Consider the following 24,405-nt stretch of genomic DNA (forward strand, 5'->3'; position numbering starts at 1 on the left):
AAGCAAACTGCGGCGGTCAGGGACCGAGCAGCTTCTCTGCCTTCTTCACCGTTACGTTGCTGAGACGGCCGTTCACGCGCTTTGAGATGTCCAGCAGGGACTTCAAATCGCCGAGGCACTTCTCCGCTGCATCCAAGGCCTTCCTTCCGCCACCGTATTGCTTGTCTGAGAAATACTTGGTGAAAGTGACTCCCCCCTGCTCACGCAGAGGCGCCATCCCTGGAATGCTGTATTCTCGTAGGTGAAACGAGTCAGGTTGCGCTTCGATTTCATCGTGGGGACATTTTCGAGAGCATTCATAGGAGAACATGCCACCGGTTCCGTGAGAACGCCACCTCATTTTTGTTTGAGAAATGTTAGAGACCGCCGCAAACCCAGCATTTCTGCGGGTTTCCACGTATTCGGGAGGGTGAAAAAAATTCGTTGCCAACGCCGGGGCCTTCTTCTTAAGTCCCCGCCCGCGCGAGCCCCGCAAGCCGCCGTAGGTCCTTCTGGCCCCCGTGACAACGGGAGCTGCGCTCGCAGGAGGGTAACCCGGCAACCACTAATATACCATGTCAGCCACCAAGCTCTCCCGATTCGAGCTCCCGAACCGCCTCGTCAAGCACGAGGACACCGCCACCGAAGTCTTCGCCCAGTTCACCGCCGAACCTTTCGAGCGCGGCTACGGGCACACCCTCGGCAACTCGCTCCGCCGCGTGCTGCTCGGCTCCCTGGAAGGTGCCGCCATCACTTCCGTCCGCATCGCCGGCGTGCAGCATGAATTCTCCAGCCTCCCGGGCGTGGTGGAAGATGTCACCGACATCGTGCTGAACCTGAAGAAGGTGAAGTTCAAGCACCACGACAAGGAGCCCCGCATCCTGACGATCAAGATCGAGAAGGAAGGCGTCGTCACCGCCGGTGACATTCAGGACGACAACATTTACGAAGTGGTCAACAAGGACCAGGTGATCTGCACCCTCGACAAGAAGGTGAAGTTCGACTGCGAATTCGAAGTCCGCGTCGGCCGCGGTTTCTTCACCGGCGACGAGAACAAGCGCAAGGACCAGCCGATCGGCGTGATCGCGATCGACTCGATCTTCTCCCCGGTGACCCGCGTGAAGTATGCGGTGGACACCACCCGCGTCGGCCAGATGACCGATTACGACAAGCTGGTGCTCGACATCTGGACGGACGGCCGGGTCAGCCCGCAGGACGCCCTGCTCCAGGCATCCGCCATTCTCCGCCACCACCTGGACGTCTTCGTCAACTACGACGAAAACGCCGTGGACTTCGAGGAAGCGCCGACCGAATCCAACGAGGAGAACGCCGCGCTCAAGAAGCTGCTCAACATGAGCGTCAACGAGATCGAACTCTCGGTCCGCGCCGCCAACTGCCTCAACAACGCCAACATCACTTCCGTGGGCCAGCTCGCGATGAAGTCGGAGGCGGAAATGCTCAAGTATCGCAACTTCGGCAAGAAATCGCTCAACGAGATCAAGGACAAGCTTTCCGAACTCGGCCTCGGCCTCGGGATGTCCCTCGATCCATCGCTCCTCTCCGGCCCGATGCCGGCCGTCCGCGGACCACGCCTCGGCGTGGAAGAAGAAGCTCCGGTGGGCCTTGCCGACCTGATCGCACAGAACCTCGACGACTAATTTAACAAGGGACCCCACCCCATGAGACACCGACGCAATACCACCAAGCTCAAGCGCACCGCCGCCCATCGGCGTTCGCTGCTTGCCAACCTCGCCTGCAGCCTCATCGAGCACGGCCGCATCCGCACCACGCTCGCCAAGGCCAAGGCCCTGCGCCCGGTCGCCGAGAAGATGATCACCCTCGGCAAGCGTGGAGACCTCCACGCCCGCCGCCAGGCCGTCGCCTTCCTGCGCCAAAAGGACATCGCCAAGAAGCTCTTCGACGAGCTCGCTCCGCTGTCGAAGGACCGCCCCGGCGGTTACTGCCGGATCACCAAGCTCGGGCCACGCATGACCGATTCCGCGCCGATGGCCGTGATCGAGTGGGTGGACCAGCCGGAAGTCGACGAGGAGACCCTCGCCGCCCTCCCGGAATCCGAGCCGGAGCCCGTGGCCGTCGCCGCCGGTTCTGCCGAAGAGGAAGCCGAAGCCAAGCCCGCCAAGAAGAAGGCGGCGAAGAAGGCCGCGGCGACCGAAGAGGCCGCGGAGTAATCCGAGGTCGTTCGTCGAGAGACTGAATTTGAAGACACCCGCCGGGAAACCGGCGGGTGTTTTTGTTTGGGTGGCTCTCTCAGAAATGCTAGCCGATTAGATACCCGCAGTCTGAACCGTCCTGTAACCATGCCTACCGACAAAGCCGAGATCCTGAAGCGAACCGAAGCCGCTCGTATCGCCATCAAGGCTGCCTACGGGACTGAGGACGATGAATACGGTGCAACTCTCTTCGTTTCCCATCACCTCGAAGAGATTGAGCCTGCCTATTGGGAACAGCAGTTTAAGACAGCGGTGCCAGAGGCGGTCAGGATTCTTGATGCTCTCGTCCTGAAATCAGAGTTCGACGACGATGACGAACTCGACTCCTTCGACTTCACATTGCCAGGAGATGTGACGGACTATGTGCTTTGCGTCACCTTCGATGCCGCGGGTGAGGTTGAAGATATTTCGATGGAAAGTTGAAGTTGGGGTAGGCGCTCGAATCGATGGGGTCCGGTCCTTGATTCCCGAATTTCCACACCTGAACTCCGAAGCATTCTCAAAATTCAAGGACTGACCCCGCCGACTTTCCGATCCTTGGCTCCCCCTACGATTATCCATCTCATCCAAGTCAAAGAAGCCTTATCTTCCTGGCACCCATCTTTTCATTTACCATGATATTAGCAGGTTTTCCTTTGCCGACTGGGGCACACCATTTGACAGGCAAGTGATTAATGAACATTCCCAAAATCCATTTTCGGATTTGGATTCATTCAGTCGCATCCTAGTTCTCTGGGCTGACATGAAATCGCTGACGGAGTTGCACCCGACACCAAGCATCATAGCACCCGATACAAATGTCTAAGATGACGAGGGGAGCAGTCTTTGGATCTTGAATTTACCGCCGGGAGGACCATCTGTTAGAAGCGATTATCGCCCCTCTTCTGCAAGATTCAATGACTGACCCCAGCCAAGGCCGCAACCTAGCTCAATCCTAAGCAAGGCTGGCCATGGTGCGCCGCTAGTTGGCGAGGCTAGCCCGTCAGAGCTATTGGTCTGGACTCGAATCACGACCCGGCAGCGGAGCTTCCGGTGCCGGTTTTTTCCCCACGGTGAGAACCTTGCCCCCCAGGGTGATCGGCTTGCCTCCCAAGGTAATCGGCAGTCCCTCTCCAATCATCGGCGTACCGTCCTCGGCAAGCAGCTGGCTGCCGTCCTCATTCAGCATGTAGTCATACCCCCCATACCTCACTCCACGCAGCGACGCCTCCCCACTGGTAAGCACCGCCTTCAGTTCGGCAGGGATCTTGACAGCGTGATTCTCGTTAAGCACATCCACCGCCCACCCTCTCAAAACCTTCTGACCTTCCTGAAATTTGCCGTCGGCCTCGGGCTTCTCCGATAAAATTCCTACCACCATAGAAAGTTCAGCCTGGGACTTCTCCCGCTTCGAAATGCTATCCTGCACCTTAAGCGCTCCCTCTTGTTGAAAGTAGCCTAGCAATCCAGCCGCGACTGCCCCGAACATTCCCGCCAAGGCGATTCCGTCTCCTGTGCTCAAGTCCGAAAAGCGGCGCAAAATGCTGCCTGATCCCGACTCCGCGGAAGTTTCGTCGCTCATTCGAGCAGTTAATCATCAACGGTCTTCCGGGTCGATATCAGCTGGCTTATAATTGTCGAGCCAGTTTCGACTCGCCCCCCTCTTCTCCGCTTAAAAGGGTGGTCCCTGATTGTGAATTTTACACCCCATTCCAAGTCGTTCTCAAAATTCATGGGCTGACCCCACCGATTTTACTCCGCTTCTTGTAAACGGGGTCGCTGGCCTCAGACGATGCTCCGCAGACGGACCCGCGAATGCTACTGTAAGTAATTCAGCACCAGCAGTCAGCAAAATACCGACGGTTGGCGAAATCAGTCCAAAAACTGACCTAAACTCGTTTCATTTAGGACTGAGCCAGAAAAAGAAATTAAAAAAATTTGCGTATCAGTCACATCTGCCACATTGGTCAGATGCGTCGCATCTGAAACTCTCGCCACCGGAAACCTCAAAATCTCTATGAGAATACAAATAATTAACGAAGTTCAAACTCATGATCCAGATGAAACAAGTGAGTGGGAGCTATGCTTTCAATGGTGCCTTTATGTTTATGACGATGGATCAAGTGAAAATGGATACAGATTCATATGGAGGCGCCCTGATGGATCATTGCAGCCAGCAAGAGGCCAAGCCCGAATTCCATCGATCGCATTAGCGGAAGAACTAATGAGCCGGGCGAAAGCCGACGGTTGGGGAAACCATGCCGCTTAGAAAATTCGAAGGAACAGACTTCAATAATTCCAGGGGGGCGGTCCTTGATTCGTGAATTTGGCAGTCAATTTCAAGCCGTTTTCAAAAATCGAGGACTGCCCCCATTGACGTGATTGCTTCCCTGCATCGCCCTTGGATGATGACCCCTGGGATTCCGGACTGCCGGACGAAGGCTGAAACGCCTTGTAAGAATGCCCGTTTCAACTACCCTCAAGGCGTGAAGGACCGAGCCCGCTCCATCTCCGTTTCCACCGTCGGCCCTGCTGCACGGCACAAGCATTTGAGGGATGCCTTGGGCAATGCGGCACTGGAAGGCATCAAGCCCGGCCCCCAAGCCTTGGCGGACCTCAAGGCCGTTGCCGATGGCACTTTGACCCCCGAGCAGTACCGGCAGCGCGTGAAAGCACGGTATGGGGTACAGGGGTGATACGGGCGATCCCTATGTGGATTACCAAACCGGTGTCCTGAGAAATCTGGCCAACATCGGAGATGCGGTCCTGCTGGAAGAATACGAGGGCGAAATGTCCATCGTCCGCCAGTTCGAGTTGGCGGAGGCTCCGTTGGCATCATCGTTCGATCTGGCGCATTTGAAAGCGATCCATCACCACCTCTTCCAGGATGTCTATGATTGGGCAGGTGAGCCCCGAACGGTGGATATCGCCAAGGGAAGCAGCCGCTTCGGCTCCCATCTTCATGTCGAAAATTTTCTCTCGAAACTGTTCATCCAGCTATCAAAGGAACGGGAGGCTTGGAAGCGGTCCCCCGGGACAGTGGACTGGCCCGATCGTTTCGCCCACTACATGGGCGAAATCAATGCCGCTCATCCTTTCCGGGAGGGCAATGGCAGGACCCAGCGGCTTTTCATCGGACAGCTCGCGGAAGAACATGGGTTTGAAATCCGGTGGGCCCGGATGTCGGCAAAGCAAATCCTCGCTGCGGCGATCGCGTCTTTCGACGGCGACAACGGGCCGTTGAAAGCCCTGATCGCGAAGCATCTGGTTGAGAAGCTGCGATAAGACGAATCACTTTGCGAGCTTGGCGCTCCTACTCGCGGCAGCCGCCGGATGGGTCTGTTCCAAGGTCTTCACCAGCCCGCGGATCGCCGCCTTCGTCACGGTGTGGATGGAGCCCCGCCGATTCTGTTAGAGAACAGCTATGGAGTCCGCGCTTCTTCGGCCAGGATCCTTGCGAACATTTCGGCGTGCGGGCTGGGGCGGGTGGCGGGGAGGCCGATCATGACCGGGGCGCTGGCTAGCTTCGGCGAGAAGGGCCGGGTGACGAGCGTGCGCGGCATGATATCGGCGGTCCCTTCCACCAGGACGGCGGCGGCCTGGGTCGCCTCAAGTTCCGCGAAGAGGGTGGAGACGCCGTCATTCACCAAGGAAACGAAGCGCGGCGAGATGGCGAAGGGTTTGAGCATTCCGCGAATGCCCTGCACGTATTCGGGATAATTTTCCTTGGCCAGACCCACCAGCGGCAGGTTCCGCAGGCGCTCGACGGGGATTCGCTTTAGCTTGGCCAGGGGATGGCTCTCCGGCAAGACCAGCACCGGCTGCACGCGCCGCAGTTCGGTCAATTGAAAGCCCGCGATCCCCTTCGTTACGGAAATCCCGGGGCTGACTACCAGGTCGAGCAGACCCTTCGCGGCCAGCTCATTGATCTCCCGGGATGATAGGTCGGCCAGCTCGAGCCGCACCCGGGGCGCGGCCGACTTGAACCTCGCCAGCACGGCGGACATGATATCGGCGATCATCGAGGGCGCATACCCCACGCGCAAAATCTCGTCCCGCACTTCGCCACGCACACGGCGGACGGCTTGGTCCGCACGGGCGAGAACTTCGCGCGCTTCCTCGTAGAACAGCTCCCCTGCTTCCGTGAGCTTCACCGTGTTCGAGCCCCGCACAAGAAGGGGCACGCCGAGTTCTTCTTCAAGGTCCTTCACCTGCCTGCTGAGCGGAGGTTGGGTGATGTGCAGTATCCCCGCCGCGCGATTGAAGGATCCGTGCGAGGCGACCGCGACGAAGTAGCGGAGATGGCGAAGTTCCATGGGGCATGGACCTAGCTCAACCTTTTGGGTTGAGCGACCCAATTATCAAAGTCTTGGGCTGTTTCCCGCCCCGGCGGTAGATCGAAACACGCAGCCGGGAATCCGCTGGACCCAGTGCCCATCCGGATCCCGGTTCCAATCACCGCATCAAAAAAGAAACACGACCATGAGCGACAACAAGACCGGCCTCAAGGCCCTCCTTCGTCCCGAAGACAGCATCCTGGTGCTGATCGACCATCAGCCCTTTCAATTCGCCAACTTGAACAGCCACGAGCCGACCCTGATCATCAACAACGTCGTCGGCCTTGCCAAAACCGCGAAGGTTTTCGAGGTCCCCACCATCCTCACCACGGTGATCGAAGAGCGTGGCGGCTATCTCATCAAGGGACTTCAGGATGTCTTCCCCGAGCAAAAGCCGATCGATCGCACCTTCATCAATACCTGGGAAGATCCGAAGGTCACCGAGCTTGTGAAAAAGAGCGGGCGCAAGCAGCTCATCCTCGCCGCGCTTTGGACGGAGGTTTGCCTCGCAATGCCGACGATCCATGCGCTCGGCGAGGGCTACGACGTCTTCATTGTGACGGATGCTTCGGGCGGGGTCAGCGCGGAGTCCCATGACATGGCCGTGCGGCGCTTGGTCCAGGCCGGTGCGGTGCCGATCACGTGGATGGCAGTGCTTGCCGAATGGCAGCGCGATTGGGCGCGCGAGAAGACGGCGACTGCACTCTCGAGTGTCCTTCTTGAGCATGGCGGTGCCACCGCAGTCGCATTTGCTTGGGAGATGCAACTTCTTGCGAAAGGCGCTTCAGCGAAAGCGTAAGACGCAGATGGTTGATCGCGGTCCGGCTCCCTCGGCTACTGTTTGCCGCAGGTCCTAGCCGGTCCCCGAGATCGGATTCCGGAGTGCTCGAACCAGCAAGTTCGAGCACTCCTTTTTCCGGGCACCGGGTCCATGCCCAGCCCGCCTGAGCTTTCCATAGATCCAAATCGGTGGGTCGCACCCAATGACAGCCCTGCACCGGTCGGCAGCTTGATCTTCCTTCTTCTTTGCAGATGATTACGACGTTGGATGGCACCGCCCATCACGATATAATTCATCTATGAAAAAATCCAAATTGCTGGAAATGAACAACATGGGCATCGTTGTGAACGACCTTCCGGCTGCGATCGTGTTCTTTGAGGAGCTCGGCCTCGAGCTGGAGGGCGAAGCTACCGTCGAGGGCCCATGGGTGGACCGCCTCATCGCGCTGGACGATGTCCGATGTGACATTGCCATGATGCGGACTCCCGACGGCCATAGCCGGCTTGAGATCTCGAAGTTCCAAAATCCAACGGCGACCAGCATCGAGCTGAACGCACCGGTGAACCGGTTGGGTTATCTTCGCATCATGTTCGGCGTTGAGGATCTCAAGGAAGTCCTTCCCCGCCTGCAGGCCCGTGGCGCTGAACTCGTTGGAGAGGTCGTTCAATACGAAGACATTTACCTGCTCTGCTACGTTCGCGGTCCTGAAGGCATCATCATTGGTTTGGCTGAGTCGCTCCGGTGAAGTCGAAGAGGGAGATGACGCCTGCCGGGGTCCGAGGGATCCGGGTCTTGGGTTCGGGGATCGGCTAAAGGTGGATTCGATGGGGCGATCTCCGGGGGGAACGCGCAGGAAAGCGGCGATGCCCGCCGCACTCCAAAGCGGCTGCGCCGCGATTCTACCTGCTCGCCCGTATCCACCTCACTCCGCGAGCTTGGCGTTCCAATTCGCGGCAGCCGCCGGATCGGTCTGTTCCAAGGTCTTCACTAGGCCGCGGATCGCCGCCTTCGTCACCGGTGTGGATGGAGCCTCGCCCAGCCACTCCATGGCCTCTTCGGGATCGCTCGTGGACCAGCGTTCGAACTGGGCAGTGATCTTATCCTCGGGCCAAGTCTTGCCCAAGGCGTCCAGGAAGTCACCCAAGCCGCCATTCGCCACATTGTTGTTCGAGGAGAATGCGCTGAATTCCACAAACTGCCCGAAGCCCATCCACGGCTCGCTCCCGACCTTCGCCCAGAGGTCCGCGGACTTCTCGTAGGGCAATTGCTTCAGCGCCCACTGGACGTTTCCCCATGCATGCTGCGCCGCGTTCGAAATCTCATCATCCGGCAGCGCGGACAACCAGGACGCGGCACTGGCGAGATCCGTGCTGCCGGCGAAGATCTGCCCGGAGAAGGCCATGCGCACGCATTCGACATAGGTATTGGGATCGAGCTTGCCTGCATTGGCGGTGATCCATCCCGCGGCGGAGACAGGATCCGTTTTCAACCACCCGTCCACGACCGCGGTGCGCCCGCCGGACCTCTCCGCTTCTGCGGAATTTCCGTCCATCCACTTGAGGGCGGCATCCGGATCCACCTTTCCCCAACCGAAGGCCAGCGCCTTGAGATCGGCGCGCGGGATGATACAGTTCTTGTGCTGCGTTTGCAGGAACTTCATGGCCCCGATGGGGTCCACCATGCCCCAGCGCATGGCGAAGTTCTTGTATTCATCGAAGGCGCGGCCCTCTTCATTGAGGTCCGCGAACATCTTGTGAATCGCAGGTGCGTCTTCGGCGCGCGCGACTTCCAACAGCAGGCCGAAGTTCCGGCTGCGCCGCGCGCTGTCGTTATCCATGAGCGCACCGCGGCAGGCCTCCACGAGCTTTTTATTCGGCTGGTCGGTGGAGGTCCTGGAAGCCAATTCATCGAAAGTGGCCAGCAAGCGGGCCGTGGCCGGATCGGTGACGAACTCCGCCCCGGAGGCGTCGCGACCGCCATTTCTCGGGTGCGCGCGGGAGTTGGTTTTCTCCACTTTGCCAGGGGCCTCTCCTTCGGCTCCGGCCTGATGGGATGACCGCCATGCCACGACCCAGCCGCTGCAAGCAAGGACAGCAAGGACGGCGACCAAAGATCCAGGATAAGTGCGGGCAGGCATCGTTATAACTCCTTTCGATAAACCCAGTTCCGGTCAACGGCAGGTCGCGTCACCTGGGATAAATTCATGCGAATTCCAATCGGCTTCCAAATCCTTGTCGCTTGAATAGGGTCGATTTTTCGGAGGAGGCCGGTCCTTGATTCTTGAATTCCGCAGATGATCTCCGAAGTATCCCGGAAATTTAAGACCTGATCTCTTCCATCTACCCTGTTGGACCAAGAATATGAAGATTCCCCCTCGAAAAGCCGCTGTTGCAATTGGGATCGGCCTTCTCGGATGCGCGGTAGTTGCCGTGATCGAATTCTCCCGCTCGTCGCCAATTGAAAATGAAGGATCGAACCTAGGCTCAGGTGCAGCACCGGACCACGGAACAGATGCCGACGACAGGCCGGGAAAATCCGGCGGTGATGCTGCTACTTCGACTGAAAGTGATCCGCCCCACAGAGGAAAGACCGAGAAACGGCCGAGTGATGCCGAGCTAGCCAATCAGCGTATGGAAAGGCACCGGAAGGAACTTGTCGACGCATTGGAAAAATACAAGGAGGCCGGAATGGGAGAGAGACATCCCAACGTTGTTAAGGCGACGGATGATCTCAAGAAGTTTGAAGTCAAACAAGCCGCTGCTGACGAAGGCGACAAGGCTGCAAATTGAACCCGGGTTTCCGATCCCAAATGCGCCCCCTCCGATACTCCATCAACGTCACCTTGGACGGGTGCTGTGATCATCGTGCGGGTTCCCCGGACGAAGAGTTGCATCGGCACGCGGTCGAGAATCTCGCCCGGGCCGATGCCCTGCTGTTCGGGCGGGTGACCTACGAAATGATGGAGGAGGCGTTCCGGCCAGCATGGACCGGAGAGATGCCCGATTGGATGGAACCCTTCCGCCGCACGATGGACGCGGCAAAGAAATACGTCGTGTCGAGCACTTTGGACCGGGTCGATTGGAACGCGGAGCTCGTGCGCGGGGATCTGGGGACGGCCGTCCAGCGTCTCAAGCAAGAGCCGGGCAAGGGACTGTTCACGGGAGGCGTGAAGCTCCCGCTGGCCTTGGCGGAACTGGGATTGATCGATGAATACGAGTTCGTGGTGCAGCCCAGGCTGGCGGGCCATGGGCCGACCTTGTTCGCGGGACTGTCGAAGCATGTCGACTTGAAGCTCGTGAGCCGGCTGGAATTCGGCTCGGGGGCGGTGGCGATGCGGTATGAGCCGAGAAGGTAGCCGGATGTTTTCAGCATGCCGAAACATTAACCGTGAGAGGAGAAATCGAGATGTCGGAGGAAAACAAGGCGACCTTAACCAAGGCGAATGCGGCGATTACCGAAGGTGATCAAGAAGGATTTCTGGCGTTCTGCACCGACGACACGGAATGGACCTTCGTGGGGGAACGGACTTTGAAAGGAAAAGAAGCCGTCCGCCAGTGGATGGCAACGACGTATCTCGAGCCGCCGAAATTCAAGGTGGAGCGCTTGATCGCCGAGGCCGATTTCGTCATCGCGCTGGGCGAGATCACGATGAAGGACGAAGAGGACAAGGAAGCCCCTTACTCCTACTGCGACGTCTGGCGCTTCCGTGGCGACAAGATGTGCGAGTTGAGGGCCTTCGTCATCAAACCCGAGGGCAAGGGCGAAAGCGGCGATGCGGAGTACAGAGAGAGCCGCCCATGACAGCTAGCCTCCACTGTAGCGAATGGCTGCGGGCCATCGCAGTTGCAATCGACGCGTTTCGTGGCCGCTGTCGCCGGGCGTGATTCAGACCATGGGTATTACCCCGAAAGATTCTCAGGAATCACCCGAGCCCATTGAACGAATCTCTCCTCGCGGCCATCATGCGTTCAGGGTTGAAGCGACAATTACCAGGCAGTAAGAGAAGCAATAACTGAAGAGAGCTAACAGCCAATGGGGTCCGATACCAGGCAACCGCAGCACCTGAACCCAAGACAAAGAGAAACCATGAAGATCCAATATCTCGAGATCGTGACGAAGGAAGTGGACGCGGTTTGCGCCGCATACGCCTCCGCAAACAAGGTGCAATTCAGCGAACCCGACGCAGGGCTCGGCAACGCGCGGACCACCACTTTGGCAGGCGGTGGGCTGGTGGGAGTGCGGGCACCCTTGCGAGAGACCGAGGAGCCGGTGGTGCGGCCCTATTGGCTGGTGGACGATATCGAGGCTGCCGTCGCCGCCGCGGTGCAAGCCGGCGGCGAGGTCGCCGTCCCGCCGATGGAGATCCCCGGCCACGGCACCTTCGCCATCTACCTGCAAGGCGGCAATGATCATGGGCTCTGGCAGTTGTAGCTCGCCCTCCGGAGGCGTGGGCGGACTCCCTTACGAAGCCGAGGTCTTCACCAGCAAGCCCTTCTCCCGGGCCGTGCGCAGGACGCTGGCGAAGAGCCAGCCCGCCAGGCCCATGTAGATCACATTCAAGCCCAGCGCGGCGAAGAAATTCCGGAAGTCGAAGCCGCCGTGCTCGATCGATCCGCGCATGCCCTCGAAGACGTGCGAGGGAGGCAGGACCATGGCGATGTAGCGCATCCACTCCGGCAACTCGCTCATCGGATAGAAGACGCAGGCGAAGGGCTGGACCATGAAGGGCAGCGCCCAGGCCATCGATTCCGCGCCGTGCCCCCAGCGCAGGATCAACGCGATCGAGGCAATCCCCAGCGCCCAACCGAAGATCATGAGATTCGCGTAGTAGGCGATCAGCCCGAAGTGGAGTTGGAAGATATTGAAGGAATACGCGGTGATCGCCACCACCGCCAGCATCACCGCCGTGATGCCCACGCGCAGCAAGCCGACGCCGAAGGTCGCGGCGATGTAGTCGATCATCCGCACCGGCGCGGCGAAGATGTTCAGGAGATTCCGCGTCCAGACGTCTTCCAAGAAGGAGATCGAGACCCCCTGCTGGGCGCGGAAGAGGGCATCCCACAGGATGATCGCGGCGATCAGGAAGGTGATGTAGTGCGGGAAGTTCCCGCCTTTCCCACCCTGCTTCTGCAGGTACATCGTCAGGAAGCCCCAGACCAACAACTGGACCAGCGGCCAGAAGAAAAGCTCGAAGGTCCGCATCGGATTCTTCGCGTAGAGCAGTACGTAGCGGGTGAGCAGCGCGCGAATGACGGATGGTTTGAACATGGGTGGCGGCGCGCGAGATGACCACCCCGCGTGCCGGGAATCCAGCGCGGATCGGGGCCGCGTCAAAAAGAAACGCCGCCTGGCCCGCCGCTACTTTTCTGGACGGGACGCGCAATGCGCCGATATTCCAGCGGACCATGAAGACACCCCTTGCCTTTCTTGCCGGTGCCGGTGCCGGCGCGCTCGCGATGTGGCTGGCCATGCCCCAGCCCAGGCAAGCGACCGCGACGGGCGAATCCAAGCCGCCAGCAGGCCGGGAGGCCCCGCAAAACCACGCCAGCACGGAAGACGAGATGCGTCCCGCCAAGACCCAGCGCCCCGCCGCTGCCGAAGAGGACGACGACGCCGTGGTCCTCGACGAGGACGACATGGACTCCGCCGACATGAAGGGCATCCGCGAGTCGATGGCCAAGGAACTCGCCGAGCGCAAACTGCGGCGGATCGATGAGCGCCTGGCCGCGATGAAGGCACGCCTGAACCTCGACAACGCAACCGCCGCAAAAGTCCGCGCGTTGCTCGAAGCAGGCGACGAGGAGGAGGACCTCGTGAGCAAGATGATGAACGACGCCGACTCCCAACCACCAACACCGGGCGAGGAGGCCAGGAAGCGTGCCGCCTTGGAAGACTCCATCGCCAAGCTGCTGACCCCGGATCAGGCCACGGCCTACACGCAATTTACCCGGGAGCAGAAGGAGAACCGCATCGAAGTCGCCACCGGCCGCGAGATGACGCGCCTGCAGCAGAATCTGACCCTGACTCCCGATCAGAAGGACAAGGTTTTCCAAGCCCTCAACCAGATCGCCGCGGGCGAGGATGACATGGGTAGCGAGCCGATCACCCTCGACCCGGAGGAACTCAAAAGCCGCCGCCAGGCCCGTCTCGATGGGCTCAAGCCGCTGCTCACTCCCGAGCAGTACCAAGCCTACGAGCACAGCTCCGTCCTGGGGGCCTTCCAGCTCAACGGAGACCCGCCGGTCAAGTAGGATTGAACCCGGCCGTTCAGCGCCGGCGGCGCAGAATCAGCAAGGCGGCACCCGCCAGCGACAGCATGAAAGTCGCCGGCTCCGGCACCGTGGTGGGGCTGGGCAGGTTGCCTTGGAAGAGGTAGTTGTGGGCCTCGCCGTTGCCGATCAGGTTGCCGGCGATCAGGTTGCCTTCCACGTTGCCATTGCCGAAATTGACCGTCGCTTTCGGTGCCAGGATGCTGCCTTGAATGCTGATCCCGTTGATCTCGAGCGCGGTCGCTTCGAAGAAATTGTAGATCACGTTCTGGCGGCCGGTGCTGCCGGTGTGGTCGTTGTTCAGATCTTGGAAGCTGAGCCCCATGTTCTTGAATGCATCCGAGGTGCCGGTGACATTCACCAGCACGGTGGAGCCCGCGGGGGCATCGATCACAACACCCCATGAGCTTGCCAGCATCGCGCCGGAGAGGGTGAAGATATTCAGGTCGGAACTCGTGCCGACCATGTGGACGCCGCCGTGGTAGTTGATGGTGGAGCCCGTCGCCGTCAGATTGCCCCAATAGGCGGAGGCGGTCAGGAGCGAGGTGTTGGTCGAGGCGAAATCGAGGGCTGTGCCATGGGTGATGCTGCCGTTCGGCGAGCCGAAGCTGCCGGAAAGGGTGCCACCATAGACCGTATTGCCGTAGTGGACCTCGCCACCGTTGTAGGCCAGGTTGCCGCCCACCACCAAGGTGTTGCCGGCGCTGGCGGGATTGCCTTGGAATTTACTACCGACGCCGTAGTTTGTGAGGGTCGCATTGCCGCCGACGGCCACACGGCCTTCGGAATCGACGTTCGACTCCTGCATGTCGCCGAGCACGTAGACGTTGTAGGGTGAGGCTAGCGACAGGGTCGAGGCGTGGAGGCCGGCGCTGGACGTGACGAGACACGCGAGCAGCGAAGGCACGAGAGTGCGTTTCGTTTTCAAGGGGTGGAACAGCTGGGGTGGAGATCGCGACCGGGGAGAGAGCTCCGGCGCCCAGCATCGGGTGGGACCGTTGCTGATGGCCGAAAACTACCCTGCAAAACCTGCAGGTAAAGTCATTAAGTAATCCCAATGATCAAAAATCACGAATCTTCGTAAAAGCGCGTAAGTGCATGATGCACCAAGTCTTACGCGATCACGTAGTTTCTGGAGGGAAAAGGCCGCTTGGCACGGAACTTGGACGATCAAGTGCGGGTTCAAGGCCGACTTCCGCTCCCTCCGCGACACAGATCACGCTCGCGACCCGCCCTCCCGGCTGCTATCTGGCCGCTTATCCATGTCACCGTCCCATCCCCGTCGCCCGTGGTTGCTTTCGGCGTTTTTCCTGATTGCGCTGCTACTGCTGTTCCCGTTCGGCCATGGACATGCCGCCGCCCCTGAAGTCCTGGTGGGTGCAGACGCTGCCAACACCGAAGCCAAGGCGGAGTCGGGTCAGTTGAGTTTTTCGAAGGACGCGAAAGGCATCGAGGTGAAGATCAAGCCGGGGCCCGATGGCTACCCGGGACTCTCCATCACCCGCCCCGAAGGCAAGCCCTTCGACCTCTCCGCCCACGGTCACATCAAGGCGACCTTCACCAACACCGGCAGCACACCGCTCGATGTCGCCCTGCGCGCCGACAACGCCGGGGACTGGAAGGATGAGCCCTATAACACCGAGAATCTCAACATTGCTCCCGGCGGGCAGGCGACGCTCCACCTGATCTTCGGCCACTCCTTCGGGCGCAAGAAAAGCTTCGCCCTGAATCCGAAAGAGGTCACCCGCCTGCTGGTCTTCACCGGCAAGACGGGGGCGGAAAAGTCGTTCCGCATCGATTCGATCATCGCGGGCGGTGAGCCCGGTGAGCAACCGCAGGCCGAGCCGGAGAAAGTCCGCGTGCGGCCAAAGAACGGTTCGGTCTTCCCGCCGGTGGATGATTCGAAGTTGCCGCTATTCGAGGGAATCAACGGCGCCACCGGCGAGCCGGGCTCTAACAAAAACCTCCGGGCCCGGTTCCACGAGCCAGGGTCGCAGGTGCTCATCCGGCCGGCCGAGGGACGCTGGGATCTTTCGCAGTCGGTCCAAGTCGTGGTCACGCTGAACAACACGGGTGAAAAACCGGTGAGCCCGACCTTGCGACTCGATAGCGACGGCGGGCCTTCCGACACCGTGCAAGCCGGCGAATTGGCTCCCGGTGCCAGCCGTGAGATCGCGATCTCCTTCATCCCGCAGAAGCCATGGCAAGGCCGCCCGGACTACGATGGCAAGGGTGCCACCGCGATCGATGGCACCGGCACGCGCTTCACCAGCGATGCGGTCTCCGCACTCGCGATCTCGGCCGGTGCCGCGGATGCCAGGCTCGCGGTCACGGCCATCATGGCGAATGTCCCCCCGCCCAAGTCCCCGGCCTGGCTCGGCAAGCGTCCGCCGGTGGAGGGCGAGTGGGTGCAAACCTTCAGCGAGGAATTCGAGGGTGCGACAGTCGATGCCGGGAAATGGAACGTCCACGCCGCGAACTACTGGGACAAGAGCAGTTGGTTCAGCCGCGACAACGTGATCCTGGGCAATGGCCTCGCCCGGCTCCGCTACGAGAAGCGCACGGGGCGCCACAATGACGATCCGGCGGGCAAGGAATTCCACTACGCCACCGGCCTGCTGGACACCTACGACAAATGGACCCAGCGCTACGGCTACTACGAGGTCCGCGTGAAGCTCCCCACCGCCCCCGGCCTCTGGCCCGCCTTCTGGCTCATGCCGGAGCGCGGCAAGGACGCCGGCGAGCAATGGCAGCGCCAGAACACCGGCGATGGCGGCATGGAATTCGACGTCGTCGAACACCTCACCCGCTGGGGCCCCTACCGCAACAACGTCGCCATGCACTGGGACGGATACGGGGAGGAACACAAGCATCTCGGCAGCGACCGCATCTACATGCAGCCGGATGCGCAGGGCTTCATCACCGCCGGCCTCCTCTGGCTCCCCGGCCAAGCCATCTACTATGTCAATGGTAGCGAGACCGGCCGCTGGGAGTCCCCGCGGATCTCCTCGGTCCCGTCCTGCCTGCTCTTCACCCTGCCCCAAGGCGGCTGGGACAATAGTCCGATCGATGACAGCAAGCTGCCGGATGACTTCGCGATCGATTACGTGCGGATCTGGCAGCGGAAGGATCTCGCAGGATCTGTACAAGGTTCGAAACTTGACGAATAGAGCTAGAGCTATTCGTGTGGCCTTATGGTCCCTTACCCAATATCTTCATAGCCAACAGCCGTGCCGAATTACAATTTCACCGAAAACCTCTCCCCTCTAGATTTTGAACTACTTTCCAAGGATCTGCTAGAGGTTGAACTTGGGCTTCAGTTCGAGAATTTTCGAGAAGGCAGGGACGGGGGAATCGATCTTCGCCATGCCCCTCAAAGTGGAGGTGGTGAAACCATCGTTCAGTGCAAACGTTTCGCAGAAGGGGCCTTCGCAAGCCTGAAATCCACCTTAGTTAGAGACGAACTCCCTAAGATTCGAAAACTTAATCCTTCTCGCTATATTCTGAGCACTTCAGTTGCGCTTTCTCCACAGCAATCCAAGGAGATAAGCAAGCTTCTCGCTCCATTCATCCTTACTACAGGCGACATTTTTGGAAGAGACCGGCTAAACAGCATGCTCGCAAAACATCCAGACATTGAACGCCAACACAACAAATTATGGATCAAATCAGCATCCATCATCCAAGACATCCTCAACTCAAAGATCCACGTCGTATCACAAGAGGAGCTGGAAAATACAGTTTCCGCTGCGCGAATTTATGTAAAAAATGAAAGCTTCAATGAAGCCCTTGCCATACTAAAAGAATACAGGGTCTGCATAATATCCGGAATCCCAGGAATAGGGAAAACAACTTTGGCGCGAATGCTCCTGCTGTATTTCCATGGACTCGACTACGAAATCGTAAAAATCGAGAGCAACATCTCAGAGGCTAGATCTGTACCATTTCACCGAAGAGCGCGATTCTATTATTATGACGACTTTCTAGGCCAGACCGCATCAGCCGATAAGCTAGGGAAAAACGAGGATCAGAAGCTCTTGGATTTTTTGAAAAGCATCCGTGAATCAGAGACTTCAATTGCGGTTTTAACCACCCGTGAATACATCCTTCATCAAGCGCAGATGATATACGAAAAGCTCAGCCGAGTAAACCTCGATAGCAGGAAATGCATAATGGATCTATCGAAATACTCGCGCAAGATCAAAGCTCAAATACTCTACAATCATTTGTATTTTTCGAAACTTCCAAAACAACACATCGACAACATACTTCAGGACAGAGCCTACGCGAAGATTGTCGATCATCGCAACTACAGCCCAAGACTAATAGAAACGTTGACAGATCTGGATTGGATTGCCGACATCCCCGCCCCATCTTATGCGGCCGAATTCGTGCAGAGTTTAGACAATCCTGAATCGCTGTGGAATCACGCCTACCGCTGGCAATTGCGCCCCCGTTCAAAGAACATGTTATTGGTCCTTACGACGCTTCCTACACGCACCGAGATCTCAGATCTTCGGAAGGCGTTTTCAAAGTTCCATCTTCATACTCTAAGGAAAAGTGGCGGATTAAGTTCCCCAGAAGACTTTATCGACTCACTGAAAGAACTCGATGGAACCTTCATCAAGATAGAAGACATACGAGGCGGAAAGATAGTCGCTTTTCACAACCCGTCCATTCGGGATTTCATGCAGAACATCCTTTTCTCAGGGACCTTGATCACAAGCTTGTCACGATGCTCAATTTTCTACGAGCAGGCAGTCTGGTTGTGGGATGCCATGCGCGAGAAAAGCCTAAAAGTTCCGCGCCAAGTAAGGGATAAATATGCACCAATAATTGCGCGGGACATGATGCGGCTTTATGCAACTCAACCCTGCAAAAGGCCATTTCGCATCTACAACTCACAACAAGAAATAGTCTCACGGGGACCTCTTGACCAAATCCGCCGATTAGCAACTCTTGAGAAAGTCCTCAAGGAATCCAAAACACCTGGGAGAAGATCGTTTATCGAGGATGAATTAATATCAATCGCCACTCAGATATCAAGTGGTGCGATTTCACCAAGCGAGATAATAACTTGGATAGCCACATTTCGAACGAAGGGCTACAATAGCGCCCAGAAAGACGGTCAAATCAGCTTGGCGACGAAAGCCTCTCTGGGATCCAATGTAGATGACGTCGATAATTTCGAGCTCATTGGCGACCTCGAAGACGCTATCCCTGGAACATACACCCCATACGAGATCATTCAACTAAAGCAAAAGTTCCACAGATATTTGGAGGAGAAATCATGCCGTGAGATTGCAGGACATAATGATGAACCTGACGAAATTCGCGGAGTAGCCGATCGAATCGAATCTATCGGGCGATTTTTTGAGCTAGATACTCAGACCGCAGAAACAGCGATGAAGGAGTATGCCGACGAAAAGGAAGGCGAAATCGAGGAGCGACGCGATTGGGAGCCGGATGACGATGATCGAAGTATTGACCTTTCGGAAGAGCACTTTTCTGACGACGCGCTCGATTCCATGTTCCGGACACTTGAGTAGTAGCGCGATCAGGTGGATGACTGCGACGCGCGACGTCGTGATTTCCACTCATTATGCATCCCTCCGAAACCGCCGACCGCTACGACCAACTCGCCCTTTGGTGGCAGGGCAACGTGCCTCCGACCTACGGCGTCGCGGCTTTGGAAAGGGCACTGCGATTCGCGCCGAAGAGCGGGGCTTCCCTCGATGTCGGCTGCGGCAGCCAAGGGCGCTTCATGAGCATCCTGCGGGAGCATGGATTCGAGCCCGAGGGTTTGGACATCTCCCCGGAAATGATCGCGCTGGCCCGGGAGCGCGATCCCGGCGCCGTCTTCCATACCGCGGACATCAGCACTTGGGAGCCGCCGCGGGAATACGCCTTCATCGCGGCGTGGGACAGCACCTTCCACCTGCCCTTGGACCTGCAGGAGCCGGTCTCGCGAAAGATGTGCGACGCGCTGGTGCCCTCGGGCGTGCTGCTCTTCACCTGCGGCGGCGGGGAGGCAGGAGAGATCCGCGGATCCTTCCAAGGACAGGACTTTGAATACAGCACTCTCGGCGTGGAGGTCTTCGTGCGGATCCTCCACGAGTGCGGCTGCTTCTGCCGCCATGTGGAGTATGATCAATTCCCCGAGGGGCATGTCGTCATCATCGGCGAGAAGAAACCGCACGGTTAATACACCGCCCGAGACCCCGGATGCCAATTCCCGTTACCCGCTTCGCCCCCAGCCCCACCGGATATCTCCACTTGGGCCACGCCTACGCGGCCATGGTTGCCCGCGATCTGGCACACACCGCGGGCGGGCATTTCCTGCTGCGCTTCGAGGACATCGACCACAACCGGGTCAGGCCGGAGTATCATACAGCGGCCGAGGAGGATCTCCGCTGGCTCGGCTTGGAGTGGGACGGCCCGGCCATCCGCCAATCGGAGCGCGCCGCGGCCTACGCCGCCGCCCTCGAACACCTGCGGGAGGAGGCCGTGGTCTATCCCTGCTTCTGCACCCGCCGCGAGATCGAGGAAGAGATCACCCGCATGGTCAGCGCCCCGCACGGTCCGGAGGGCGCTCTCTACCCCGGCCTCTGCCGGGAACTCCCTGCCGGAGAAGCTTCCCGCCGGATGGCCGCCGGCGATCACCCCGCATGGCGCCTCGATGCCAACCGCGCGCTGGAGCTGACCGGCCCCCTTACCTTCACCGATCTGCGCCATGGCATCCTGGCGGTCGATCCCGGCCTGCTGGGAGATGTCGTCCTGGCGCGAAAGGACATCGGCACCTCCTACCACCTCGCCGTGGTCGTGGACGACGCCTTCCAAGGCGTGACCCATGTGACCCGCGGCGAGGATCTGCTACCATCCACCCATGTCCACCGCGTCCTCCAAGCGCTCCTGGGCCTGGCCGAGCCGCGCTATCTCCACCACCGCCTGGTCACCGATTGCCAAGGCGTACGCCTCGCCAAGCGCCACGATGCCCTTTCCATCCGCAGCCTGCGGGAAAGCGGACTACCGCCCGCGGAAGTTCTGGCCGATCTCGAAGCCCGCATGAGGTGAACCTCTCCTCCCCCGGGAGGAGCCCCAGGTCTGGCCTTGCAAACGGGCGATTCAATGAGATGATTCACCTCTCCGGATGTTCAGCCCTTTAAACATTATCGGCGGTCTGCTCTTCGGCATCATCGGCTGGGGCGCATGGCGGTATGGCAAGCAGCTGGACCTCTGGAAGCCGGTGGCCATCGGCCTGGTCCTGATGATCTACCCGATCTTCTGCTTCAATGCGTGGTTCACCTGGGGCGTCGGGTCCGGACTCTGTGTGCTGCTGTGGTTCCATCACGACGAGTGATCGCGGGGGGAATCACCAATCATCAATCTTCCAATCATCAAACGAAGTGTTTGGAAGAGTGACGCAAGCGCTGTCCGATGTCGATCCTGCGCACCCCACGAGTAGCCTCGTTCCCCACCAAGAGGTGACGAGATTCGCCTGCGCCTCTTCTTCCCAACAGTCCGTTTGATGATTGGAAGATTGATGATTGGTGATTTCTTCCCAAATCCGGACACATTTCCTTCTCGCCTCCCGCGCCCTCCTCTCCAACCCTGCCCCCCATGTCCGACATCCGCATCACGATCCACACCGACAAGGGAGACATCGACGGCACCATCTTCGCCTCGAAGGTCCCGATTACCTCGGCCAATTTCCTCAATCTGGCCAAGCGCGGCTACTACGACGGCGTCGCCTTCCACCGCGTGATCGCGAACTTCATGATCCAAGGTGGCGATCCCACCGGTACCGGCAGCGGTGGCCCGGGCTACAAGTTCGCCGATGAGATCGACCGCTCGCTCAAGCACACCAAGGCCGGGATCTTCTCCATGGCCAATGCCGGCCCGAATACCAACGGCAGCCAGTTCTTCATCACCCACGGCCCCACCCCGCATCTCGATGGCAAGCACGCCGTCTTCGGCGAAGTCACTCAGGGCCAGGACGTGGTGAACCAGATCGCCAAGGGCGACAAGATCAAGTCGATCACCCTCCACGACGACGTCACCGCCTTGCTGCAGGCGCAAAACGACAACGTCGAGCACTGGAACTCGATCCTGAACAAGTGATCGGAAGCCGGGTTTCGCAGATTCATTAAGCTTTCCTGATTATCAACCGCCCCCGTTGGATGCCGTCAAAGGCACTCCGGCGGGGGCGTTTTATTGCCGTTTTTGGAGCAATTAGAGGCTTTTTTGACCGAAACATATGTCATCGCGTAACTCCCGGAAGCCCCACGTGATCGCGTAGATTGCCCCGGACTTCTTGAATTTCGGGAGAGCCGGGCGTTAGATGATCCCGTTCGCACCCCCCGTGCGGACTGCTGTTTCACCCCCCACATCCCCCCGAATGAAGACCCCCCTGCTTAACCGCGGTGGGCGACTGATGGCTGGCATTCTCTCGTGCCTGTTCGCCGTCGGTAGCTCCCTCGCTGCTGATACCAACGTGCCTACCGGCACCCTGACCGTAAATCGCGACCTCCTGCGGGTCGGAACCAAGTCCCAGCTCACCTGGGACATCAACTATCCGGCTCCCGCCGTCACCAGTGTGATCGACATCGTCCCGCCGAACATCATCAAGCCGAAGAAGGACCTCACCATGAAGGTCCGCGTGCTAGGTGCCTCGTTCCAGGAGTCGATCCTCTCCTTCCTTCCGGTGGAAGTGATGATGAGCAAGAACAACGGCGGCTGGACCCGCGTCTTCTACGGCTTCCAGAACCTGGTGCTGCCAAATCTCGTGGTCAGCTCCACTTCGGTGAAGAAGGGCGACACGATCAACCTTGGCGGACGCGGCTATCGTGACGGCAGTTGGCTGAGCCTCTACAACACCGCCCAGACCACCAAGAACCTGGTGATGCTGAAGAATGGCGACCGCGTGCCGAACGAAGTGCCCGCCCTCAACGGAAACTCCATCGAAAGCTTCCTGCGGCCCTACATGGATACCACCACCAAGAAGGTGAAGATCGGCGAACGCGACGTCATCTTGCTCATGGAACTCGGCCAGACCGATCCTAACAACTCCGGCTTCGACCTGCAGGACCTGGTCATCTTGGTCACCTTCGAATAAAGATTCATTTCCCCTCCTCCCCCCGATGAAAACCACCTTCGCCCTTCTCGCAATCCTGAGCGCCAGCGCCCTGGCCGCCCCGCCGGTCGTCGACCCGATCACCCCGGAGAAATTGACCGAGCTCCAAGCTTCGTCCGATCCGATGGCCGAGCTCCGGAAGCAGCAACAGACTGCCGAAAAGGAAGCGAAAGTGGTTCGCCCCGGCGAGCAATCCATCATCAAGCAATCGGAGATCCTGCACGACGGAGCCCACTGGACGCTCGTGCCGAAGGGCGCGGTGCTCCACGTCCCGGCCCAGATGAGGCCTCGCGTCGGCACCAAGCCATTGGGCGACCTGCTCTCCTGGACGGACTTCCTGATCGCCAACCGCGCATGGATCTCCACCGAGGAAGTCTCCTTCGACCAAGCCGCGGGCAAGAAGCCCCTGCCCGAGAAGCGCGTCGAATTCTGGAAAAATCAAACCAGCGTGATCGTCGCCACCTATCAGGGCGGCCCGATCTCCGTCAAAGCCATCGAGCCAGCCACCCCTGTCGCCACCACCCCATGAAAAAGTACCTTCTCCTCGGCGCTCTCCTTTGCTCCCACGTCCAAGCCGCGGGAGAGGGGTACATGAATTTCGTGCGCCAGACCCAGCAAGGCACCGGTGTGGTTTACTCCGTGAACGTCACGCCGGAGGGCTCGGCCGCCTCCCAGGGTCTCTTGGAAAACGGCGGCGCGCTGTTCCAGCTCTGGACCATCGAATCCGCCACGGCCAAGGACTACCTCCTCGATCAAAAGCTGGTCGGTGCCTACATGCCGGCCGCGAATATTACGGTCCAGACGCTCGACCCCTACCCGGTCCGGCCCCGCACCCGGGTCGACAAGCCCTTCACCGTGAAGGTGAACGTCTCGAACCTGATCACCTCCGGCAGCAATATCCCGGACGCCGCCAAGCGCGTGCTATTGGAGCATCACCTCGGCAAGTACACGGCCACCAAGGGTTCCTTCACGCTCACCGAGGCCACCTCCGGCACGCCGAAGTCCAGCGCCTCCATCACCACCAATGGCACCACCACCCTGAGCTTCGCGGCTACCAACCTGACCACCACTCCCGACCCGACCAAGGTCAACGGCGAGGAATGGTTCGTGGTCCACGCCCTGGCAGACGGCACCATCACCCAATCGCAGATCGCCAGCGCCAACGTGCAGGTTTGGGCCTACGCCACCGGCAGCATCGACGGTATCGCCAGCGGTACCAATATCCGCACGAAAGCGCCGGCATTCACGCTCACGCTGAAGGATCTCTATCCGGGCAGCTTCACCTATCTCAAGGTCACTCCGGTCTCCGGCGGCCCTAGCATGAACGTCCTTGCCTCCCAGCAATTGGCCACCGGAAGCACCAGCCTCAGCAAGGTGCTCACGATTGCCGACTACGACTACGTTTTCCCCGCGGACGGCACCTACACCATGGAGCTCCTGACCGAGACCCCTTTCGACACGGTGCGGCTTGCCTCCACCTCCGTCACGGTGAACCGGGTCATCGAAGTCCGCGGCTTGCTCGGCGGCTTGGACCAATGATCGATTTCAGAAGGTAGTTCATCCTTACAATTCCCCCCAAAATAACCGGGCCGGCCGGCAGTCACCGGAGGATGTGGTGTTCCCCCCAACGCGTCCTCGTTACTGTCCGGCCGGTGCCGATTGGTGGAGATATCAGCAATCATCAATCACCAATCTT

27 protein-coding genes are annotated in these 24,405 nt (G+C 59.2%); 21 read left to right on the forward strand and 6 right to left on the reverse strand.

Going from position 1 to position 24,405, the window contains the following annotated elements; genetic code table 11:
• Positions 1–16 precede the first annotated feature (16 nt).
• Complete coding sequence (locus tag ABWK72_RS04395; RefSeq protein WP_367873572.1) at positions 17–217, reverse strand: hypothetical protein; 201 nt, start codon at positions 215–217, stop codon at positions 17–19.
• Positions 218–554: 337 nt separating this feature from the next.
• Here ABWK72_RS04395 and ABWK72_RS04400 point away from each other — a divergent pair, with 337 nt between their 5' ends.
• The 3 genes from ABWK72_RS04400 to ABWK72_RS04410 all read left to right on the forward strand — a co-directional run bounded on the left by ABWK72_RS04400 (position 555) and on the right by ABWK72_RS04410 (position 2,633).
• On the forward strand, positions 555–1,637 hold the full coding sequence (locus tag ABWK72_RS04400; protein WP_367873573.1) for a DNA-directed RNA polymerase subunit alpha: 1,083 nt from the start codon (positions 555–557) through the stop codon (positions 1,635–1,637).
• Between the two features lie 21 nt (positions 1,638–1,658).
• Positions 1,659–2,168 carry a 50S ribosomal protein L17 gene (gene rplQ, locus ABWK72_RS04405; RefSeq protein ID WP_367873574.1) on the forward strand — a complete coding sequence of 170 codons (510 nt, stop codon included), beginning with the start codon at positions 1,659–1,661 and terminating at the stop codon, positions 2,166–2,168.
• Positions 2,169–2,297: 129 nt separating this feature from the next.
• Complete coding sequence (locus ABWK72_RS04410) at positions 2,298–2,633, forward strand: DUF2004 domain-containing protein (protein WP_367873575.1); 336 nt, start codon at positions 2,298–2,300, stop codon at positions 2,631–2,633.
• Between the two features lie 565 nt (positions 2,634–3,198).
• Here the strand turns inward: ABWK72_RS04410 and ABWK72_RS04415 are convergent.
• A complete protein-coding gene (locus ABWK72_RS04415) occupies positions 3,199–3,771 on the reverse strand; it encodes a hypothetical protein (RefSeq protein ID WP_367873576.1) in 573 nt (190 codons plus the stop codon).
• A gap of 904 nt (positions 3,772–4,675) precedes the next feature.
• Here ABWK72_RS04415 and ABWK72_RS04420 point away from each other — a divergent pair.
• Together ABWK72_RS04420 and ABWK72_RS04425 are read left to right on the forward strand one after the other, a co-directional pair.
• Positions 4,676–4,885 carry an antitoxin VbhA family protein gene (locus ABWK72_RS04420; RefSeq protein ID WP_367873577.1) on the forward strand — a complete coding sequence of 70 codons (210 nt, stop codon included), beginning with the start codon at positions 4,676–4,678 and terminating at the stop codon, positions 4,883–4,885.
• 16 nt (positions 4,886–4,901) lie between these two features.
• Complete coding sequence (locus tag ABWK72_RS04425; RefSeq protein ID WP_367873578.1) at positions 4,902–5,474, forward strand: Fic/DOC family protein; 573 nt, start codon at positions 4,902–4,904, stop codon at positions 5,472–5,474.
• Positions 5,475–5,611: 137 nt separating this feature from the next.
• On the opposite strand, the gene ABWK72_RS04430 is transcribed toward ABWK72_RS04425, so the two are convergent.
• Positions 5,612–6,505, reverse strand: a complete 894-nt coding sequence (locus ABWK72_RS04430) for a LysR family transcriptional regulator (protein WP_367873579.1) — start codon at positions 6,503–6,505, stop codon at positions 5,612–5,614.
• Between the two features lie 166 nt (positions 6,506–6,671).
• On the opposite strand from ABWK72_RS04430, the gene ABWK72_RS04435 reads away from it, so the two are divergent.
• Together ABWK72_RS04435 and ABWK72_RS04440 are read left to right on the forward strand one after the other, a co-directional pair.
• Positions 6,672–7,325: a hydrolase gene (locus tag ABWK72_RS04435; protein WP_367873580.1), complete on the forward strand. Its 654-nt coding sequence runs from the start codon at positions 6,672–6,674 to the stop codon at positions 7,323–7,325.
• Positions 7,326–7,605: 280 nt separating this feature from the next.
• Positions 7,606–8,052 (forward strand): VOC family protein, encoded by a 447-nt coding sequence (locus ABWK72_RS04440; protein ID WP_367873581.1) that lies wholly within the window; start codon positions 7,606–7,608, stop codon positions 8,050–8,052.
• A 177-nt stretch (positions 8,053–8,229) separates the two neighbouring features.
• On the opposite strand, the gene ABWK72_RS04445 is transcribed toward ABWK72_RS04440, so the two are convergent.
• The gene (locus tag ABWK72_RS04445) at positions 8,230–9,321 is read right to left on the reverse strand and encodes a hypothetical protein (protein WP_367873582.1); all 1,092 of its coding nucleotides are present in this window, start codon (positions 9,319–9,321) and stop codon (positions 8,230–8,232) included.
• Positions 9,322–9,667: 346 nt separating this feature from the next.
• On the opposite strand from ABWK72_RS04445, the gene ABWK72_RS04450 reads away from it, so the two are divergent.
• The 4 genes from ABWK72_RS04450 (at position 9,668) to ABWK72_RS04465 (ending at position 11,738) form a co-directional block, all read left to right on the forward strand.
• Entirely contained in the window at positions 9,668–10,096 is a 429-nt protein-coding gene (locus ABWK72_RS04450) for a hypothetical protein (protein ID WP_367873583.1), read from the forward strand.
• Between the two features lie 20 nt (positions 10,097–10,116).
• Positions 10,117–10,662 (forward strand): dihydrofolate reductase family protein, encoded by a 546-nt coding sequence (locus ABWK72_RS04455; protein ID WP_367873584.1) that lies wholly within the window; start codon positions 10,117–10,119, stop codon positions 10,660–10,662.
• 50 nt (positions 10,663–10,712) lie between these two features.
• On the forward strand, positions 10,713–11,108 hold the full coding sequence (locus tag ABWK72_RS04460) for a nuclear transport factor 2 family protein (protein ID WP_367875315.1): 396 nt from the start codon (positions 10,713–10,715) through the stop codon (positions 11,106–11,108).
• Positions 11,109–11,393: 285 nt separating this feature from the next.
• Positions 11,394–11,738, forward strand: a complete 345-nt coding sequence (locus tag ABWK72_RS04465; RefSeq protein ID WP_367873585.1) for a VOC family protein — start codon at positions 11,394–11,396, stop codon at positions 11,736–11,738.
• A gap of 30 nt (positions 11,739–11,768) precedes the next feature.
• Here ABWK72_RS04465 and ABWK72_RS04470 read toward each other — a convergent pair whose 3' ends face one another.
• Positions 11,769–12,575 (reverse strand): ABC transporter permease, encoded by an 807-nt coding sequence (locus tag ABWK72_RS04470; RefSeq protein ID WP_367873586.1) that lies wholly within the window; start codon positions 12,573–12,575, stop codon positions 11,769–11,771.
• Positions 12,576–12,712: 137 nt separating this feature from the next.
• Between ABWK72_RS04470 and ABWK72_RS04475 the strand changes: the two genes are divergently transcribed.
• Positions 12,713–13,558 (forward strand): hypothetical protein, encoded by an 846-nt coding sequence (locus ABWK72_RS04475; protein ID WP_367873587.1) that lies wholly within the window; start codon positions 12,713–12,715, stop codon positions 13,556–13,558.
• A 16-nt stretch (positions 13,559–13,574) separates the two neighbouring features.
• On the opposite strand, the gene ABWK72_RS04480 is transcribed toward ABWK72_RS04475, so the two are convergent.
• Positions 13,575–14,504 carry a choice-of-anchor A family protein gene (locus ABWK72_RS04480; protein ID WP_367873588.1) on the reverse strand — a complete coding sequence of 310 codons (930 nt, stop codon included), beginning with the start codon at positions 14,502–14,504 and terminating at the stop codon, positions 13,575–13,577.
• Positions 14,505–14,838: 334 nt separating this feature from the next.
• On the opposite strand from ABWK72_RS04480, the gene ABWK72_RS04485 reads away from it, so the two are divergent.
• From ABWK72_RS04485 to ABWK72_RS04525, 9 genes are all read left to right on the forward strand, one after another.
• Positions 14,839–16,746: a family 16 glycosylhydrolase gene (locus tag ABWK72_RS04485; RefSeq protein WP_367873589.1), complete on the forward strand. Its 1,908-nt coding sequence runs from the start codon at positions 14,839–14,841 to the stop codon at positions 16,744–16,746.
• A gap of 60 nt (positions 16,747–16,806) precedes the next feature.
• Positions 16,807–19,125: a restriction endonuclease gene (locus ABWK72_RS04490; protein ID WP_367873590.1), complete on the forward strand. Its 2,319-nt coding sequence runs from the start codon at positions 16,807–16,809 to the stop codon at positions 19,123–19,125.
• A gap of 53 nt (positions 19,126–19,178) precedes the next feature.
• On the forward strand, positions 19,179–19,781 hold the full coding sequence (locus ABWK72_RS04495) for a trans-aconitate 2-methyltransferase (protein WP_367873591.1): 603 nt from the start codon (positions 19,179–19,181) through the stop codon (positions 19,779–19,781).
• A 20-nt stretch (positions 19,782–19,801) separates the two neighbouring features.
• Positions 19,802–20,650 (forward strand): tRNA glutamyl-Q(34) synthetase GluQRS, encoded by an 849-nt coding sequence (gene gluQRS, locus ABWK72_RS04500; RefSeq protein ID WP_367873592.1) that lies wholly within the window; start codon positions 19,802–19,804, stop codon positions 20,648–20,650.
• Between the two features lie 76 nt (positions 20,651–20,726).
• Positions 20,727–20,936, forward strand: coding sequence for a hypothetical protein (locus ABWK72_RS04505; protein WP_367873593.1), 210 nt, complete (start codon positions 20,727–20,729; stop codon positions 20,934–20,936).
• A gap of 260 nt (positions 20,937–21,196) precedes the next feature.
• Positions 21,197–21,697 (forward strand): peptidylprolyl isomerase, encoded by a 501-nt coding sequence (locus tag ABWK72_RS04510; protein WP_367873594.1) that lies wholly within the window; start codon positions 21,197–21,199, stop codon positions 21,695–21,697.
• Between the two features lie 313 nt (positions 21,698–22,010).
• A complete protein-coding gene (locus ABWK72_RS04515) occupies positions 22,011–22,691 on the forward strand; it encodes a hypothetical protein (RefSeq protein ID WP_367873595.1) in 681 nt (226 codons plus the stop codon).
• Between the two features lie 25 nt (positions 22,692–22,716).
• A complete protein-coding gene (locus tag ABWK72_RS04520) occupies positions 22,717–23,238 on the forward strand; it encodes a hypothetical protein (protein ID WP_367873596.1) in 522 nt (173 codons plus the stop codon).
• Positions 23,235–24,248, forward strand: coding sequence for a hypothetical protein (locus ABWK72_RS04525; protein ID WP_367873597.1), 1,014 nt, complete (start codon positions 23,235–23,237; stop codon positions 24,246–24,248). The genes ABWK72_RS04520 and ABWK72_RS04525 overlap by 4 nt, the downstream gene beginning before the upstream one ends.
• The last annotated feature ends 157 nt before the right edge of the window (positions 24,249–24,405 follow it).

Source organism: Luteolibacter sp. Populi (assembly GCF_040801775.1).
Classification (GTDB): Bacteria; Verrucomicrobiota; Verrucomicrobiia; order Verrucomicrobiales; family Akkermansiaceae; genus Haloferula.

Coding starts and splice junctions, on each gene's coding strand:
- ABWK72_RS04395 (WP_367873572.1), bottom strand. CDS start 217: ATGGCGCCTCTGCGTGAGCAGGGGGGAGTCACTTTCACCAAGTATTTC.
- ABWK72_RS04400 (WP_367873573.1), top strand. CDS start 555: ATGTCAGCCACCAAGCTCTCCCGATTCGAGCTCCCGAACCGCCTCGTC.
- rplQ (WP_367873574.1), top strand. CDS start 1,659: ATGAGACACCGACGCAATACCACCAAGCTCAAGCGCACCGCCGCCCAT.
- ABWK72_RS04410 (WP_367873575.1), top strand. CDS start 2,298: ATGCCTACCGACAAAGCCGAGATCCTGAAGCGAACCGAAGCCGCTCGT.
- ABWK72_RS04415 (WP_367873576.1), bottom strand. CDS start 3,771: ATGAGCGACGAAACTTCCGCGGAGTCGGGATCAGGCAGCATTTTGCGC.
- ABWK72_RS04430 (WP_367873579.1), bottom strand. CDS start 6,505: ATGGAACTTCGCCATCTCCGCTACTTCGTCGCGGTCGCCTCGCACGGA.
- ABWK72_RS04435 (WP_367873580.1), top strand. CDS start 6,672: ATGAGCGACAACAAGACCGGCCTCAAGGCCCTCCTTCGTCCCGAAGAC.
- ABWK72_RS04440 (WP_367873581.1), top strand. CDS start 7,606: ATGAAAAAATCCAAATTGCTGGAAATGAACAACATGGGCATCGTTGTG.
- ABWK72_RS04450 (WP_367873583.1), top strand. CDS start 9,668: ATGAAGATTCCCCCTCGAAAAGCCGCTGTTGCAATTGGGATCGGCCTT.
- ABWK72_RS04455 (WP_367873584.1), top strand. CDS start 10,117: ATGCGCCCCCTCCGATACTCCATCAACGTCACCTTGGACGGGTGCTGT.
- ABWK72_RS04460 (WP_367875315.1), top strand. CDS start 10,713: ATGTCGGAGGAAAACAAGGCGACCTTAACCAAGGCGAATGCGGCGATT.
- ABWK72_RS04465 (WP_367873585.1), top strand. CDS start 11,394: ATGAAGATCCAATATCTCGAGATCGTGACGAAGGAAGTGGACGCGGTT.
- ABWK72_RS04470 (WP_367873586.1), bottom strand. CDS start 12,575: ATGTTCAAACCATCCGTCATTCGCGCGCTGCTCACCCGCTACGTACTG.
- ABWK72_RS04475 (WP_367873587.1), top strand. CDS start 12,713: ATGAAGACACCCCTTGCCTTTCTTGCCGGTGCCGGTGCCGGCGCGCTC.
- ABWK72_RS04485 (WP_367873589.1), top strand. CDS start 14,839: ATGTCACCGTCCCATCCCCGTCGCCCGTGGTTGCTTTCGGCGTTTTTC.
- ABWK72_RS04495 (WP_367873591.1), top strand. CDS start 19,179: ATGCATCCCTCCGAAACCGCCGACCGCTACGACCAACTCGCCCTTTGG.
- gluQRS (WP_367873592.1), top strand. CDS start 19,802: ATGCCAATTCCCGTTACCCGCTTCGCCCCCAGCCCCACCGGATATCTC.
- ABWK72_RS04505 (WP_367873593.1), top strand. CDS start 20,727: ATGTTCAGCCCTTTAAACATTATCGGCGGTCTGCTCTTCGGCATCATC.
- ABWK72_RS04510 (WP_367873594.1), top strand. CDS start 21,197: ATGTCCGACATCCGCATCACGATCCACACCGACAAGGGAGACATCGAC.
- ABWK72_RS04515 (WP_367873595.1), top strand. CDS start 22,011: ATGGCTGGCATTCTCTCGTGCCTGTTCGCCGTCGGTAGCTCCCTCGCT.
- ABWK72_RS04520 (WP_367873596.1), top strand. CDS start 22,717: ATGAAAACCACCTTCGCCCTTCTCGCAATCCTGAGCGCCAGCGCCCTG.
- ABWK72_RS04525 (WP_367873597.1), top strand. CDS start 23,235: ATGAAAAAGTACCTTCTCCTCGGCGCTCTCCTTTGCTCCCACGTCCAA.